Annotated in this window: 16 protein-coding genes; 9 read left to right on the forward strand and 7 right to left on the reverse strand. The window is 74.9% G+C overall.

The genetic code is table 11. The annotated features are described in order from the left end of the window. The first annotated feature begins 18 nt into the window (after window positions 1-18). From PHY01_RS09355 to PHY01_RS09365, 3 genes are all read left to right on the forward strand, one after another. Window positions 19-459 carry an Lrp/AsnC family transcriptional regulator gene (locus tag PHY01_RS09355; protein ID WP_170183725.1) on the forward strand — a complete coding sequence of 147 codons (441 nt, stop codon included), beginning with the start codon at window positions 19-21 and terminating at the stop codon, window positions 457-459. A gap of 194 nt (window positions 460-653) precedes the next feature. Beyond that, window positions 654-3,182 (forward strand): FtsK/SpoIIIE family DNA translocase, encoded by a 2,529-nt coding sequence (locus tag PHY01_RS09360; RefSeq protein ID WP_141278151.1) that lies wholly within the window; start codon window positions 654-656, stop codon window positions 3,180-3,182. Between the two features lie 125 nt (window positions 3,183-3,307). Beyond that, window positions 3,308-4,120, forward strand: coding sequence for a YceI family protein (locus PHY01_RS09365; RefSeq protein ID WP_141278152.1), 813 nt, complete (start codon window positions 3,308-3,310; stop codon window positions 4,118-4,120). 6 nt (window positions 4,121-4,126) lie between these two features. Here the strand turns inward: PHY01_RS09365 and PHY01_RS09370 are convergent, their stop codons facing one another. The 3 genes from PHY01_RS09370 to PHY01_RS09380 are packed head-to-tail and all read right to left on the reverse strand — an operon-like array spanning window position 4,127 to window position 5,647. Beyond that, entirely contained in the window at window positions 4,127-4,324 is a 198-nt protein-coding gene (locus tag PHY01_RS09370) for a VOC family protein (RefSeq protein WP_141278153.1), read from the reverse strand. A gap of 12 nt (window positions 4,325-4,336) precedes the next feature. After that, window positions 4,337-5,140: a helix-turn-helix domain-containing protein gene (locus tag PHY01_RS09375; protein ID WP_141278154.1), complete on the reverse strand. Its 804-nt coding sequence runs from the start codon at window positions 5,138-5,140 to the stop codon at window positions 4,337-4,339. A gap of 9 nt (window positions 5,141-5,149) precedes the next feature. Then, on the reverse strand, window positions 5,150-5,647 hold the full coding sequence (locus tag PHY01_RS09380; protein WP_141278155.1) for an amino-acid N-acetyltransferase: 498 nt from the start codon (window positions 5,645-5,647) through the stop codon (window positions 5,150-5,152). Between the two features lie 64 nt (window positions 5,648-5,711). On the opposite strand from PHY01_RS09380, the gene rimO reads away from it, so the two are divergent. From rimO to PHY01_RS09400, 4 genes are all read left to right on the forward strand, one after another. Next, the gene (gene rimO, locus PHY01_RS09385) at window positions 5,712-7,154 is read left to right on the forward strand and encodes a 30S ribosomal protein S12 methylthiotransferase RimO (RefSeq protein ID WP_246085802.1); all 1,443 of its coding nucleotides are present in this window, start codon (window positions 5,712-5,714) and stop codon (window positions 7,152-7,154) included. Beyond that, complete coding sequence (gene pgsA / locus PHY01_RS09390) at window positions 7,151-7,744, forward strand: CDP-diacylglycerol--glycerol-3-phosphate 3-phosphatidyltransferase (RefSeq protein WP_141278157.1); 594 nt, start codon at window positions 7,151-7,153, stop codon at window positions 7,742-7,744. Before rimO ends, pgsA begins: the two co-directional genes overlap by 4 nt. Before the next feature lie 129 nt (window positions 7,745-7,873). Next, on the forward strand, window positions 7,874-8,236 hold the full coding sequence (locus PHY01_RS09395) for a helix-turn-helix domain-containing protein (protein ID WP_141278259.1): 363 nt from the start codon (window positions 7,874-7,876) through the stop codon (window positions 8,234-8,236). A gap of 178 nt (window positions 8,237-8,414) precedes the next feature. Then, the gene (locus PHY01_RS09400; RefSeq protein WP_141278158.1) at window positions 8,415-9,221 is read left to right on the forward strand and encodes a PspA/IM30 family protein; all 807 of its coding nucleotides are present in this window, start codon (window positions 8,415-8,417) and stop codon (window positions 9,219-9,221) included. 90 nt (window positions 9,222-9,311) lie between these two features. Here PHY01_RS09400 and PHY01_RS09405 read toward each other — a convergent pair whose 3' ends face one another. Next, window positions 9,312-10,139 carry a DNA-formamidopyrimidine glycosylase family protein gene (locus tag PHY01_RS09405; RefSeq protein ID WP_141278159.1) on the reverse strand — a complete coding sequence of 276 codons (828 nt, stop codon included), beginning with the start codon at window positions 10,137-10,139 and terminating at the stop codon, window positions 9,312-9,314. 111 nt (window positions 10,140-10,250) lie between these two features. Beyond that, the gene (locus tag PHY01_RS09410; RefSeq protein WP_141278160.1) at window positions 10,251-11,408 is read right to left on the reverse strand and encodes a DUF6777 domain-containing protein; all 1,158 of its coding nucleotides are present in this window, start codon (window positions 11,406-11,408) and stop codon (window positions 10,251-10,253) included. 257 nt (window positions 11,409-11,665) lie between these two features. Between PHY01_RS09410 and PHY01_RS09415 the strand changes: the two genes are divergently transcribed. Continuing rightward, on the forward strand, window positions 11,666-11,989 hold the full coding sequence (locus PHY01_RS09415; RefSeq protein WP_141278161.1) for a DUF6412 domain-containing protein: 324 nt from the start codon (window positions 11,666-11,668) through the stop codon (window positions 11,987-11,989). Window positions 11,990-12,039: 50 nt separating this feature from the next. Further along, entirely contained in the window at window positions 12,040-12,978 is a 939-nt protein-coding gene (gene yidC, locus PHY01_RS09420) for a membrane protein insertase YidC (protein WP_141278162.1), read from the forward strand. Window position 12,979: 1 nt separating this feature from the next. Here the strand turns inward: yidC and PHY01_RS09425 are convergent, their stop codons facing one another. Continuing rightward, on the reverse strand, window positions 12,980-14,125 hold the full coding sequence (locus PHY01_RS09425; protein WP_141278163.1) for an SAM-dependent methyltransferase: 1,146 nt from the start codon (window positions 14,123-14,125) through the stop codon (window positions 12,980-12,982). A 10-nt stretch (window positions 14,126-14,135) separates the two neighbouring features. After that, window positions 14,136-14,873, reverse strand: a complete 738-nt coding sequence (gene yidD / locus PHY01_RS27065) for a membrane protein insertion efficiency factor YidD (RefSeq protein ID WP_141278164.1) — start codon at window positions 14,871-14,873, stop codon at window positions 14,136-14,138. Between the last annotated feature and the right edge of the window lie 17 nt (window positions 14,874-14,890).

A 14,890-nucleotide genomic window follows, 5' to 3' on the forward strand; every position in this document is an offset into this window, starting at 1 on the left:
AGTGCCACGATGTCGGCCGTGCCGCCGACGGATCGTCAGCCCGACGACCTGGACCGCCGCCTGCTCGCCCTCCTGGAGGCCGACGCGCGGGCGACGATGGCCGACCTCGGCCGGGTGGTCGGCCTGTCCCGCACCGCGGTGCTCGCCCGCGTCCAGCGCCTGGAGCGCGACGGCGTGCTGCGCGGCTACCACGCCGACGTCGCCCTGCCCGGCTCGGCGACCGCGCACCGGGCGCGCGTCGGCATCGTGATCCGCACGGCCGACGTCGCCGGGTACGTCGCCCGGCTCGCCGCGCAGCCCGGGTTCGCCGAGATCGAGACGGTGACGGGGGAGTACGACCTGATCGCGCTGGTCACCGCCCCGACCGCCGGGCAGCTCGACGCGCTGCTGGACCGGGTGCAGGGCTGGCGCGAGACGGTCCGGACGACCACCTGGGTGGTGCTGACCCGGTACCGGTGAACGCGGACCCCGGGCCGGTCCACCGTTCCGCGCGCACGTTCCGTCCCGGCGCGCACCGTCGACGGTGCGCGCCGCGTACCGACGGTGCGCGCCGCGGCCCGGCGGGGACGCCGCGGTCCGGGCGGGGACGCTGCGGTGGGCGCGGGGTGCGTCGGTCACGGATCCACCCGGCCCGGGCCGATACCGTGGGGTCCATGGCAGGACGGACGACGACCAGCAGCACGGCGCGCGCGTCGTCCCCCCGCAAGCCTGCCCGCCGCACGTCCGGGCGCAAGCCGCCGGTCCGCAAGGCGCCGCCGCGCCGCGACCTGCTCGACAAGGGCATCGACGCGACCGGCCGCGGCATGGCGCGCCTGGGCCGGGCCGCCGGGCGGGCCGTCGGGCGCACCCGCGAGATCGACCCCGCCCACCGCCGCGACGGCCTCGGCGTCGCCCTGCTCGTGCTCGCCGTCGTCACCGCGGCGGGGGTGTGGTTCGGGGCGGGCGGCCCGGTCGGGCAGTGGCTCTCCGGGGCGGTCGGGTCGGTCGTCGGACGCGGCGCGTACCTGCTGCCGGTGATCCTGCTCGTCTCCGGCATCGTGCTGGTCGCCACCGAGGCGCATCCCGACTCGCGCCCGCGCGTCGCCGTCGGGTCGCTGCTGCTGGCGCTGGGCGGGCTGGGTCTGGTGCACCTGATGTCCGGCTCGCCCGTCGAGCCCGACACCTGGGCGAGCGGCGGCGGCGCCGTCGGCTACCTCGCGGCCACCCCGCTGGCCACCGGGCTCACCGCCTGGGTCGCGGCCCCCGTGCTGGTGCTGCTCACCGGCTACGCCTTCCTGGTCCTCACCGCCACCCCGGTCCGGGCGGTGCCCGACCGCGTCCGCCGCCTGCTCGGACAGGTACCGGAACCCGACGCCGAGTCCGGGGCCGAGTCCGACGAGATCGTCCCCGACCCCGTCATCGAGGCGGAGACGGCGCGGCTGCGGCGCCCGTCGCGGCGCCGCCAGGCGAAGGTCGCCGACGTCGTGCGCGACGAGCTGGGCGAGGACCCGTTCGTCGTCGACGCGGAGGACGTGCCGCTCCCCGACGAGCCGCCCGCGGACGAGCCGCCACCCCCGACGACCCGCCGCCGCCCGCCGGCCGCGGTCGTGGCCACCCCGCCCGCCGTCGACGAGGCTCTGTCCGATCCCCACCCACCCGAGGTGGGCGAGCAGCTGCGCCTCACGGTCCCGGACCGCGAGGGCGAGCCCCCCTACGTGCTGCCGCCCGCCGACCTGCTGCCCACCGGCCCGGTCCCCAAGACCCGCAGCAGCGCCAACGACGCGATGATCGAGCGGATCACCGGGGTGCTGGAGCAGTTCAGCATCGACGCGCAGGTCACCGGCTTCACCCGCGGCCCCACCGTCACCCGCTACGAGATCGAGCTGGGCCCGGCCGTCAAGGTCGAGAAGATCACCCAGCTGACGAAGAACATCTCCTACGCCGTGGCCACCGACAACGTGCGGATCCTCGCGCCGATCCCGGGCAAGTCGGCCGTCGGCATCGAGGTGCCCAACACCGACCGCGAGATGGTGCGCCTGGGCGACGTCCTGCGCTCGGGCACCGCCCGCGCCGAACAGCACCCGCTGGTCGTCGGGCTGGGCAAGGACATCGAGGGCCACTTCCTCACCGCGAACCTGGCGAAGATGCCGCACCTGCTCGTCGCCGGGTCGACGGGCTCGGGCAAGTCGAGCTTCGTCAACTCGATGCTGGTCTCCCTGCTGAGCCGGGCGACGCCCGACGAGGTCCGGATGATCCTCATCGACCCCAAGATGGTGGAGCTCACGCCCTACGAGGGCATCCCGCACCTGATCACGCCCATCATCACCCAGCCGAAGAAGGCGGCCTCCGCGCTGGCCTGGCTGGTGGAGGAGATGGAGCAGCGCTACCAGGACATGCAGGTCAACAAGGTCCGCCACGTCGACGAGTTCAACCGCAAGGTCCGCTCCGGCGAGATCACCGCACCGCTGGGGTCCGAGCGCGTGTACCGGCCCTACCCCTACATCCTGTGCATCGTCGACGAGTTGGCCGACCTGATGATGACCGCGCCGCGCGACGTCGAGGACGCGGTCGTGCGGATCACCCAGAAGGCCCGCGCCGCCGGCATCCACCTGGTGCTGGCCACCCAGCGGCCGTCGGTCGACGTCGTCACCGGCCTGATCAAGACCAACGTGCCGTCGCGGCTGGCGTTCGCCACGTCGTCGCTGACCGACTCGCGGGTGATCCTCGACCAGCCCGGCGCGGAGAAGCTCATCGGCATGGGCGACGCGCTGTACCTGCCGATGGGGGCGAGCAAGCCGGTCCGCATGCAGGGCGCCTTCGTCGACGACGACGAGATCACCTCGGTCGTCGCGTTCACCAAGGACCAGGCCGAGCCGACCTACACCGAGGGCGTCACCGCGCAGAAGGCCGGCGAGGCCAAGGAGGTCGACCCGGAGATCGGCGACGACCTCGACATCCTGCTGCAGGCCACCGAGCTGGTCGTCACCTCGCAGTTCGGGTCGACCTCGATGCTGCAGCGCAAGCTGCGGGTCGGGTTCGCCAAGGCGGGGCGGCTGATGGACCTGCTGGAGACGCGCGGGGTCGTCGGGCCGTCGGAGGGCTCGAAGGCCCGCGACGTGCTGATCAAGCCCGACGAGCTCGACGGGGTGCTGTGGCTGATGCGCGGGGGAGGCGGTCCCGAACCCGATGAGCCGGACGAGTGATCACGCGCAGCGTCTCCGTTACACAAAGTAGCAATAGTCACTGATCTGTTATGTTGGGCGCCATGTTCTGGACCAAACGTCGCCGGGGTGGCCGCACACAGCAGAGTGGTGCGCGGCAGGCCGTGATGCCCATCCCGCTGACCGGGGGGCTGCTGTCGGGGGAGGTCCGCGACGCCGAGGGCAAGCCGCTCGCGGGCGCCGAGATCTCGGTGTTCGACCGCTCGTCCAAGCGGGTCGCGCACTCCGACACCGACGCCTACGGCTTCTTCGCCCACGCCGTCCAGCCCGGTGACTACCGGATCCGGGCCGAGGCGGGCGGCTACCAGAGCCTGCACGAGCGCGCCGCCGTCGAGTGGGGCACGCACAACGCCGTCGGCCAGCTCACCCTGCTGCCCGACGAGACGCTGACGACCCCGGTCCCCGGCGTCTACGACATCGACCCCGACCACTCCGCGGTCCGCTTCGTCGCCCGGCACATCGCGATGTCGCGGGTGTACGGGCAGTTCCAGCAGTTCTCCGGCCAGGTCCGCATCGCCGAGCGCTTCGAGGACTCACACGTCGAGGTGCTGATCGACGCGGCCAGCGTGTTCACCAACGTCGAGAAGCGCGACGAGCACCTGCGCTCGCCCGACTTCCTCGACGTCGCGAAGTTCCCGAAGCTGCACTTCACCAGCCACCGCTTCACCCGCGCCGGCGGCAACCGCTGGCTGATCGACGGCGAGCTGACGCTGCACGGCATGACCAGCGACGTCCAGCTCGACACCACCTACCTGGGCATGCAGGAGTGGAACGGGCTGCGCGCCGGCTGCCTGGCCACCACCCAGCTGCACCGGGAGCACTTCACCGTCAACTGGCAGCAGATGCTGGCCCGCGGCGTGCCGGTGGTGGGCTCGACGATCGAGATCACCCTCGACGTGCAGGGAATCCTGCAGCAGTAGTCACTCCTACCAGGTCCCGAAGCTCCAGACGTTGCCCTCGGGATCGCGCACGACGAACTGCCGGCTGCCGTAGTCGGTGTCCTCGACCGGGCGAAGCACCGTCGCCCCGGCGGCCACGGCGCGGTCGTGGAGATCGTCCGGGGCGGTCACAACGGCGGTGTCGTGGACGAAACGGACCTCGCACACAGGGTCGGGGGCTCGCACACAGGTCCGGCCCTATGTGCCGGCCCCGGGGCCTGTGTGCGAGCTGCCTGCGCGCCATGCCGTGGCGGTCTGGCCCGCCAGGTCTCTGAAGTCGCGCGAGAGGTGGGCCTGGTCTGCGTAGCCGCGGTCGGCTGCCACTCTCGCCAGCGGGTCCTCGGTGAAGCGGAGTTGGTCGCAGGCGCGCTCGAAGCGGATGACGCGCGCCGCGGCCTTGGACGCGAGCCCGGTCTCGCGGCGCAGCTGGTCGGCGAGGTGGCGGCGGCTCCAGCCGACCTCGCGGGCCAGGTCGGCGATCCGCAGCGTGCCCCCGGTCTCCTCCAGCCGGTCCCAGGCGTACCCGACCTCGGGGCGGACGCCCTCGGCGGACCCGGCGAGCGCGGCCAGCTCCTCGTCGAGCCGGGCGAAGCGCTGCTCCCAGGTGCCGGCGTCGGCGAGGCGCTCCAGCAGCGGGCCGGTGCGGGCCCCGAGCAGGGCGGCGAGGTCGACGGTGTCGCCGGCCAGCTCCCCGGCCCGCACGCCGAGCAGGGCCCGGGCGCCGCGCCAGGTCAGCCGCAGCTGCAGGCCGGTCTGGGCGGTGCCGGTGGCGATGGTGGCCGGTCCGTCGTGCAGGCCCGCGACCATCGCCGCGAACGTGCCGGGCGGGCGCGCCGGGTCGGCGTTGGAGACCATCTCGACGGCGCCGTCGAGACAGAGCAGGAACGTCAGGTGGGCCGACGGGACGCCCTGGTGGGTGCCGGGCGGGCCGGCCTCGGAGCGGTAGCCGGTGTACGCGCCGACCCAGCGCCGCAGCGCCGGAGCGGGTCGCGCCCAGATCATCTCCGCAGGCTACAGCTCCAGCAGCATCCGCACGTTGCCCAGCGTGTTCGGTTTGACGTGCGCGAGATCGAGGAACTCGGCGACGCCGGCGTCGTAGGAGCGCAGCATCGCGGCGAACACGTCGGGCTCCACGGGGGTGCCGTCGATCTCGGCGAAGCCGTGGCGGGAGAAGAACTGCTTCTCGAAGGTCAGCACGAACAGGCGCTGCAGCCCGAGCTCGCGGGCGCCGTCGATCAGGGCGCCGACCAGCGCGTGGCCGACGCCGCGGCCCAGCACGCGCGGGTGCACCGCGACGGTGCGGATCTCGCCGAGGTCCTCCCACAGCACGTGCAGCGCGCCGCAGCCGACGACCCGCCCGTCGAGCTCGGCGACGAGGAACTCCGGCACCGCCTCGTACAGGGTGACGATCTCCTTGGCCAGCAGTACGCGGCCCGCGTACTCGTCCACCAGGTGCTTGATGGTGCCGACGTCGGACGTGCGCGCCCGCCTCACGAGAACGGCCGTCATGACCGTTCAGCCTAGCCACGGTGGGGCCGTCGGGAGAGCGGGGACACGGCCGTACCCTGAGGGCGTGTCCGCCCCGCGCCGTGCCGCCCTGCTCACCCTGGGCTGTGCCCGCAACGAGGTCGACTCGGAGGAGATCGCGGGCCGGCTCACCGACAGCGGCTGGGAGCTGGTCGACGCCGACGAGGGCGCCGACGTCATCCTGGTCAACACCTGCGGGTTCGTCGAGCAGGCGAAGAAGGACTCCATCGACACGCTGCTGGCCGCCTCCGAATCCGACGCTGTGGCCGCGGGGGCGAAGGTCGTCGCCGTCGGGTGCCTGGCCGAGCGCTACGGCAAGGAGCTGGCCGACCAGCTCCCCGAGGCCGACGCGGTGCTCGGGTTCGACGCCTACCCCGACCTGGCCGACCGCCTGGGCGACCTCCTGGGCGGGCACGCCCCCGCGCCGCACGTACCGGTCGACCGTCGCACCCTGCTGCCGATCTCCCCCGTCGAGCGGCCCGCGGCCGCGGCGGGGGTCGAGGTGCCCGGCCACGCCTGGATCCCCCGGGCCCGGCTCACCGACGGCCCGGTCGCCAACCTCAAGCTGGCCTCGGGTTGCGACCGGCGCTGCACGTTCTGCGCGATCCCGTCGTTCCGCGGCTCGTTCGTCTCCCGGCAGCCCGACGACGTCGTCGCCGAGGCGGCGTGGCTGGGCATGGAGGGCGTGCGCGAGCTGTACCTGGTCAGCGAGAACTCCACGTCCTACGGCAAGGACCTGCCCGGCGGCACCCGCGCGCTGGTGCGGCTGCTGCCCCGGCTCACGCAGGTGCCCGGGATCGACCGCGTGCGCGTCAGCTACCTGCAGCCCGCCGAGATGCGGCCCGACCTCATCGAGGTGATCGCGTCGACGCCCGGCGTCGCGCCCTACTTCGACCTGTCGTTCCAGCACGCCGCGCCCACGCTGCTGCGCCGCATGCGCCGGTTCGGCTCCCGCGCCGACTTCCTGGACCTGATCGCCCGGATCCGGGCGCTCGCCCCCGAGGCCGGGATCCGCAGCAACTTCATCGTCGGGTTCCCCGGCGAGACCGACGAGGAGTTCGCCGAGCTGGAGGCCTTCCTGTCGCAGGCCCGCCTCGACGCGGTCGGCCTGTTCGGCTACTCCGACGAGGACGGCACCGAGGCGCTCGGGCTGGACGACAAGGTGCCCGCCGAGGTGATCACCGCGCGGCTGGCCCGGCTCTCCACGCTGGTCGAGGAGCTGATGAGCCAGCGGGCCGAGGAGCGGATCGGCACCGAGGTCGAGGTGCTGGTCGAGGTGGCCGAGGACGAGGACTTCGAGTGCACCGGCCGCGCCGCGCACCAGGCCCCCGACGTCGACGGCGAGTGCGTGTTCGAGCGCGGCTCCGGGCTCGCGGTGGGCGACCTGGTGAAGGCGGTCGTCGTCGGCACCGAGGGCGCCGACCTGGTCGTCTCGGCGGGGGAGCGGATCCCGCGCAGCACGCTGCACCGAGCGGGGAGCGGGGGATGACCTCGCGGCCGACGGGGCCGCCACCGGTGCTCAACATCGCCAACGTCCTCACGGGCGTCCGGCTGCTGTTGGTGCCGGTCTTCCTCGCCGCGCTGCTCACCGACGACGGGCAGAGCGTCGCCTGGCGGCTCACCGCGTTCGGGGTGTTCGCGCTCGCCTCGTTCACCGACAGCCTCGACGGCGACCTCGCCCGGCGGTTCGGCCTCGTCACCACCTTCGGCACGATCGCCGACCCGATCGCCGACAAGGCGCTCACCGGGTCGGCCCTGATCGGGCTCTCCGCGCTCGGGATCGTCCCGTGGTGGGTCACCGTCGTCATCATGGGGCGGGAGCTGGGCGTCACGGTGCTGCGGCTGCTGGTGCTGCGGCTCGGCGTCATCCCGGCCAGCCGCGGCGGCAAGGCCAAGACCGCCACGCAGACCCTCGCGATCGGGCTCTACCTGCTGCCGCTGCCCGAGCTGCTCGGGGCGTCGACGACGATCGACGTCGTGCGCGGGGCGGTGCTCGCCGCGGCCGTCGTGCTCACCGTCGTCACCGGCCTGGACTACGTGCTGCGCGCCGCCCGGCTGCGCTCGGCGTCCACGACCTGAGGCGCGTGTTCGCCGTGGGCGGACGCGACGGCGCCCACCGGTCCGGGGCACCCGGGCGCGGAACTGGGTACGGTTGACCCGCGGCCGGTCCACCGGCCGGGTGGCCGTCGAACGGAGGATGCCGTGCTGATGCGAGAGGCGATCGGTGGCAGCCTCCGCCGGGCCCGGACGGCCCGCCGGCGCACGCTGCGCGAGGTGTCGCGTCGCGCCCGGGTGAGCCTCGGGTACCTCTCGGAGGTCGAGCGCGGCCGCAAGGAGCCCTCCAGCGAGCTGCTCGCGGCGATCTGCGAGGCGCTCGACATCACGCTGTCCGACCTCCTGGGCGACGCCGCCGAGACCCTCGCCGCCACCCTCGACGTCGTGCGCCGCCCGGTCGGGCTGCGCCACACCGACCTGCGCATCGCCGGTGCCGACGACCCGACCGCGATGCCGCTGGGCCCGGTCGCCGCGCCCGTCACCCGGCCGCAGCCGGTCGCGCGGGCCGCCGCCTGATCCGCACCGCCGCTAGTCTGGATCTCGGGGACGCCCCGACGCCGAGGTCGGGATCATCCCCGATATCGTCGGCGTCCGGTGGAAGCCGGGCGGGCTGCAGTGCCACGATGGGGCGCAGGAGCGCACCGGCGGCCGGATCGGACAGCGCGTACACGGCACCCCGGAGGTAGCGGAAGAGATGGCCAACCCGTTCGTCAAGTCCTGGAAGTACCTCATGGCGCTGTTCTCGTCCAAGGTCGACGAGTACGCCGATCCGAAGGTCCAGATCCAGCAGGCCATCGAGGACGCCCAGCGCCAGCACCAGGCCCTGTCGCAGCAGGCCGCGGCCGTCATCGGCAACCAGCGCCAGCTGGAGATGAAGCTCAACCGCCAGCTCGGCGACATCGAGAAGCTCCAGGCCTCGGCCCGCCAGGCGCTCGTGCTGGCCGACCAGGCCCGCGCCGCGGGTGACGAGGTCAAGGCCGGGCAGTACGAGCAGTCGGCCCAGGCGTTCGCCACGCAGCTGGTCACCGCCGAGCAGTCCGTCGAGGACATGAAGACGCTGCACGACCAGTCGATCCAGGCCGCAGCGCAGGCCAAGCAGGCCGTCGAGCGCAACGCGATGATGCTGCAGCAGAAGATCGCCGAGCGCACCAAGCTGCTGAGCCAGCTCGAGCAGGCGAAGATGCAGGAGCAGGCCGCGGCGTCGCTGCGGCAGATGAGCGAGCTCGCCGCCCCGGGCAACACCCCCTCGCTGGAGGAGGTCCGGGAGAAGATCGAGCGCCGCTACGCCAACGCGCTCGGCGCCGGGGAGCTGGCCCAGAACTCGGTGCAGGGCCGGATGCTGGAGGTGCAGGCGTCCACCGCCGACATGGCCGGCGCCAGTCGGCTCGAGCAGATCCGGGCCTCGCTGCACGGCACCCCGGTCGCGGGCGAGGTCACCGCCGCCCCGCAGCCCGCCGGCACCCCGCAGCTGGACAAGCAGCAGCAGCCCGGCACCGCCTGACCCCCCACCCGCGAGTCGGGACATCCGTGCGACCGGGTCGGCGCGTCCGTGCGCCGGCCGGTCGGCGCCATCCGGGTCAGCGCCGTCCCGTCAGCGCCGGCGCGGGGGACGCCGGGTCGGGACGGGCGCCGGGCCGGGCTGGCAGGTCGGGCACCAGTAGGCGACGCGGGCGTAGACACCGTCGCCCTGCTCGGCCACCCGGATCCGGGTGCCGCAGCGGCGGCAACGCTGCCCGCCCCGTTCGAAGACCCAGTGCTGGTTGCGGCCGAGCTCGCCGGTGGTGGACTGCTCGGGGCGGTCGGCGTTGCGCAGCAGCAGCTCGCGGGACAGGGCGATCACCCCGGCCGGGTCGGGCACGTCGGCCGTCAGGGTCCACGGGGAGATGCCGCGCAGGAAGCAGACCTCGGTCTTGTAGAGGTTGCCCACCCCGGCCATGACCCGCTGCTCCAGCAGCACGGACCCCACCTCCGAGGCCCCCCGTGCGGTGAACCGGCGCAGTGCCTCGGCGGCGTGGTCCTCGGACCAGTCGGGGTCGAGCAGGTCCGGGCCCAGGTGCCCGACCAGCCGGGACTCCTCGGCCGTCGGCAGCAGCTCCATGTCGTGCAGCGCGAACCCGACGGCCACCCGGTCGGCGGTGGCCAGCACGGCCCGCGCCTCGTGTGCGGGCCGTTGCCAGGACATGCCGGGCCGGTAGAGGTGCCACGAGCCGTCCATCCGGAAGTGGCTGTGCAGGCTGCGGCCGTCGTCGAAGCGGGTGAACAGGTGCTTGCCCACCGACGCGACGCCGGTGACGGTGCGCCCGGCCAGGTCGTGCTCCACCAGCCGTGGGTGTCGCAGCTCCCCGCGCAGCAGCGTGCCGCCGGTGAGCGCCGCCCGTAGGCGCTTCCCGGCGAGGTAGACGGTGTCGCCCTCCGGCACCGGTCGAACCTAGCCGCCCCACCCCGTCCCCGCCCGCCGCGGCCGGACTCGCGGGCGGGAAAACGGGGACTCGCGCGCGGGAGAGGAGGGACTCGCGGGGGAGGGCGGGGCTCAGCGGGTGAACGTCACCGGCGCGGTGGTACCGCTGGTCAGGGTGCCGGAGCGGGTGTCGACGACCCGCCCGTCGACGATCACGGTCAGCTGGTAGCCCACCGAGCCCTCCCCGCAGAGCTCGAACACGTTCACCTCCGTGGAGTACCGGCCCGGCGGCGCGGCCCCGACCGGCCAGAACACGTTCTCGACGTGCGTGCCCGACCCCGCGGGCCCGCAGCCGGCGTTGGCGTCGACGTCGAGCTCCCCGCCGGACGGGGCGGTCGGCGCGGTGAAGCTGACGGTGGAGCCCGCGGGGTCGGTGACGCGCAGGTCGAGGTCGGCGGGGCCCTGCCACAGCAGCGTCACCTGCACGTCGCCCTGCCCCACGGTGACGTCCGGTGGCACGGTCAGCGGGGGCGGCGCGGTGGTCGGCGGGAGGGTCGGCGTCGGCGCGGACCCGCCCGCGTCGCGGTCGCCCTCGCCCTTCGTGCCGGCGGGCCGGTCGAACCGCTCCCCGGTGACGAGGTCGACCAGCGTGACGACGGTGACGACGGTCGTGTTCTGCACGACCACCGTGATGCGCTCGGGATCGAAGCCCGCCCAGCGCGTGCCCGAGTAGGCGGGCGTGACGGGCACGGCCGCCGGCTGGAGCAGCGGGTTGCCGCAGTAGCAGCGGACGCGTGGCACCCCGAAGGCGTCGACGAGCACGGCGGTGCCGGCCTCCAGCACCGCCTGGCGCGGCGTGGCCCGGCCCTGGGAGAACCCGTGGTTGGTCACCCGCGTGTCGGCGAGCAGGACCACCGGCGTCAGCGACCGGACGTAGGTCGCGATGTCGCCGACGCCGATCCCCTGCACCTGCGCCCACGCCTGGCCCTGCGCGGTGTTGGCCTGCAGGAACGCGACGAGCTGCTCGACGTCGCAGCTGGACACCGAGCGGGTGCCGCCGTAGAGCCCCGGCTCGCCGCCGCGCCTGCTGACGGTGCCGCCCGCCGCGCCGGGGACGTTCGTCCGGTCGATCGGCTGCGCGTGCGCGGCCAGTGCCAGCGAGTCGACCTTCGCGTCGAACGGGTCGGCGCCCGCCGACGCCGCGGGCTCCAGGAAGATCTCGCCCGAACCGCGCCCGAACCACACGAACGCCAGCGCCGCGACCAGCGCCACGACGACGACCCCGCCCACGACCGGGACCCAGGGGAACCGGCGCCGTCGCGGCGGGGGAGGAGGCGGTGGCCAGGCGGCGGGCTGCGGTGGCCACGGCGGTGGCGGCCCGTAGCTCACGACCGGCGGTCCTTCACGCTGTGCTGCCTCACCGGGCCACCTCGTGGTCGATCTCCGGGCGGTTGCGGGCCCGGCCGCTCCCCGAGCGGAGGGGAGCGTCCTCCCGGGTCGGCCCGGCTGTCAAGGTCCTGCGACGGTGGGCCGGTACCGTGGCGGACATGCAGCAGGTCCGGGCACGGGTGGGCGGGGTCGTCCTGCTCGTCACCGCCCTGCTCGCCACGGTGCTGGTCGACAGCGGGCTGCTCGACGCCGGACCGGCCGAGCCCGGGTCGCTGCTGCTGGGCGCGGTCGGCGCGCTGCTGCTCGTGTGGGGCGTCGGACACCCCGCGGTGGTGGCCACCGCGGCGGTCGGCACCCCCGCCGTCGCCGCCCGCGAGCGACGCCGCGCCATCGCGCGGCGTGCCGTGCCCCGCCAGCGCGACCCCGACGCCGCGGGTCGTACCCGCTCCCGGGCCCCGTCGGAGACCCCACCGGCGGTGTAGCGCTCCCGCCGGACAGGTGTCCCCCGTCCCGGCTGCCCCCGGAGTGTCCCGTGCTCGATCCGATCTACTACGCCGTGTCCGCCGTCATGTGGGCGTGGCACCAGCTCTTCGCCCTGCTGCTCGGCCCCACCAGCGGCCTCGGTTGGGCGCTGTCGGTGGTGTTCCTCGTGCTCACCCTGCGCGCGCTCATGATCCGGCCGTTCCTGTCCGCCGTCCGGTCCGGCCGGGCGATGCGGGCGTTGGCCCCGCAGCTGGCGCAGCTGCGCGAGCGCCACGGCGACGACCGCGCCGCGCTGGCCCGGGCCACCGGCGAGCTGCAGCGCGCGCACGGCGTCAGCGTGGTCGGCGGGTGCCTGCCCGCGCTGCTGCAGATCCCGGTCTTCGTCGGCCTGCTGCACGTGCTGCACGGCTTCAACCGCCCCGGGCTGACGTTCGAGCAGAACGCGGCGATCGCCAACTACGTCTTCCCGCCCGCCGACGTCCGGTCGTTCCTGGAGGCCCGGCTCCTCGGTGCCCCGCTGTCGTCGTACCTGTCGATGCCGCAGGACCTGCTGGACTCCTTCGGCGCGCACGTCGAACGCTGGGAGGTCGCGGCCGTGTGCCTGCCGCTGATGGTGGTCGCGGCCGTCGCCACGCACGTCACCGCGCGCCACTCGCTCGCGCAGCAGACCGACCTCGGCGGGCCCGCGGCGTCGGTGATGCGCGCGACGCCGTGGCTCTTCCCGCTCGGGGCGCTGGTCGGCGGCCTGTTCTTCCCGTTCCCGGTGGCGATCCTGCTCTACTGGCTGACGAACAACGTGTGGACGCTCGCGCAGCAGTGGCTGGTGCACTCCCGGCTGGGCCCGGTCGTGCCCCTCCCGGTCCCGGCGGCCCCGACCCCGACTCCGGCCCCGTCCCCGGCCCCGACCCGGGCCCCCGCCCGGATCCCCGGCCCCAAGCCGGTCCGCCGGCACTCCTCCGGGCACCGGCCCAGCCGGCGGCGCCGTTGAGTCACCAGCGGCGCAGCACGTGCAGCAGGAACTCCTCGTCGACGTGCTCGACGAGGGTCTCGAAGCGCGGGTCGGCCCGCAGCACGCGGTGCGCGGCCGCCCCGTCGCGTGGTGCCTCGGCCGGCCAGCCGTCCCAGTGCACCAGCACGATGTCGCCGCCCAGCTCGACGGCCTCGGCCAGGCGGTCGACGACGGCGGCCAGGTCGTCGTCGGAGAGGTAGTAGAGGATCTCCGAGAGCACCGCGAGGTCGATCCCGGCCGGGAGTGCGGCGGGGTCGGGCAGGGTGAGCCGGGAGACCTCGACGTGCGCGGGTGCCGTCGCCGCCGTCTGCGCGACGGCGGACCCGGCGAAGTCCGACGCGCTGATCCGGTCGCAGCGGGCCGCGAGGTCGCCGGTGAGGGCCCCGGTGCCGCAGGCCGGCTCGGCGGCGTGTCGGTAGCGCTCGGCGGGCAGGCAGGCCAGCACCATCGCCCGCTTACGTCGTTCGTACCAGGCCGTGCGCGTCTCCCAGGGGTCGCCGACGCCGCGGGCGTACAGCTCGTCGAACCGGGCGCGGGGCGCGCCGGAGGAGCGGGGGTAGCGGAACACGACCTCGGTGCCGGGCTCCCGGGCCGCGGCCACCCCGAAGCAGGCCCGCGCGCGCCGCTTGGCCGCGCGCGCGCCGGCGTCGAGCGGGTGGGTGTAGGCGTGCTCCCACGGCACGCTCGGGTCGTCGGTGGCGACCCGCTCCCAGGTGCCTGCGGGGTAGCCGAACCCGAACGCGGTGACCGGCGCTGCGGCCGCCGCGGCCCGGCCGGTGGCGGCGTGGTCGGGGTGCGGGTCCCCGGTCCACGGGGCCAGGACGGTGTCGGCGTCGCGCAGCAGCGGGGCCAGCGCACCCGCGAGGTCGTCGGGTCCGGGCAGCCCGAGCCGGTGCACCGGGACCCCGTCCAGCCCGGTCGCGGCGAGTGCGCCGTCGAGCGCGTCGGGCCCGGCGCCGGTCGCGACGACGACCTCCACCCGCCCGCCCGCGTCGAGCACCGCGCGCAGCAGGCCACCGACGGCGAGCAGCCCGTCGTCGGGTCGGGCGGCGACGGCGACCACTCGCCCCAGTGCGGCCGGGTCGATCGGTGGGGGTGCCGGGCGGCGGTCCGGCGCGGTCGTCACCCCCGGCAAGCTACTCCGCGGGCCCGGTGACGACGTCGGCCCAGTCCACGCGGCGCGTCATCGCCCGGTGGTCGCCGGACGACGTCGTCGAGGGCGACGTCGAGCTCGTCGTCGCACGGCTTCCGGGGTCGCCGGAGTGCTCCTGACCGGTGCTCCCGCAGGCGCGGATGCGCCGGGACGCCATCGCCAGCCCCGCGCGCACCCCGCGGGTCTCGACGGCGGCCAGCGCGTAGGCGCTGCAGCTCGGCGTGGACGGGCACGGCGGGGTGAAGCGGGTGAGGCGGCGCCGGTAGAACCCGATCAGGCTCCGGGCCAGCCCGGTGCCCCCGGGGTCGGGGAGCACCGTGGCGGCCAGCAGGAGCAGGGTCGAGAGGCGGAGCAGGCCCAGCAGGGGCAGGTTGCAGTCGCAGGCGCCGCAGCCGTCGCCGGACCCGCCGCGGGAACCGCCACCGGATCCGCAGCCCGAGCCGCCGCCGGACCCGCCCGACACCCCGGACCCACCCGGCCCGCCGGTGATGCCGGATCCGCCCGACCCGCCGGATCCGCCGCCCGCGTCCCCACCGGTCCCGCGGCCGGTTCCCCCGCCCCGGCCGCCGGGCAGGCCGATCCCGGGCCCGAGGTCCAGGACCTCGCCGGCGCTGTCGGCCGCGTCCTCCGCGGCGTCCCTCCGCTCCTCGCGGCGCCGCCGTTCGCGCTCCTCCCGGCGCCGCCGCTCCTCGGGGGTCTCCTCACCGGGACCGGGCCGCATACCGCCTCCTCGCCACG

Source organism: Pseudonocardia hydrocarbonoxydans (genome assembly GCF_006539565.1).
In the GTDB taxonomy this organism is placed as follows: domain Bacteria; phylum Actinomycetota; class Actinomycetes; order Mycobacteriales; family Pseudonocardiaceae; genus Pseudonocardia; species Pseudonocardia hydrocarbonoxydans.

Bases quoted from the DNA above. Each gene is read 5' to 3' on its own strand.
- PHY01_RS09360 (WP_141278151.1), top strand. From the start codon at position 654: ATGGCAGGACGGACGACGACCAGCAGCACGGCGCGCGCGTCGTCCCCC.
- PHY01_RS09365 (WP_141278152.1), top strand. From the start codon at position 3,308: ATGCCCATCCCGCTGACCGGGGGGCTGCTGTCGGGGGAGGTCCGCGAC.
- PHY01_RS09375 (WP_141278154.1), bottom strand. From the start codon at position 5,140: ATGATCTGGGCGCGACCCGCTCCGGCGCTGCGGCGCTGGGTCGGCGCG.
- PHY01_RS09380 (WP_141278155.1), bottom strand. From the start codon at position 5,647: ATGACGGCCGTTCTCGTGAGGCGGGCGCGCACGTCCGACGTCGGCACC.
- pgsA (WP_141278157.1), top strand. From the start codon at position 7,151: ATGACCTCGCGGCCGACGGGGCCGCCACCGGTGCTCAACATCGCCAAC.
- PHY01_RS09395 (WP_141278259.1), top strand. From the start codon at position 7,874: ATGCGAGAGGCGATCGGTGGCAGCCTCCGCCGGGCCCGGACGGCCCGC.
- PHY01_RS09400 (WP_141278158.1), top strand. From the start codon at position 8,415: ATGGCCAACCCGTTCGTCAAGTCCTGGAAGTACCTCATGGCGCTGTTC.
- PHY01_RS09415 (WP_141278161.1), top strand. From the start codon at position 11,666: ATGCAGCAGGTCCGGGCACGGGTGGGCGGGGTCGTCCTGCTCGTCACC.
- yidD (WP_141278164.1), bottom strand. From the start codon at position 14,873: ATGCGGCCCGGTCCCGGTGAGGAGACCCCCGAGGAGCGGCGGCGCCGG.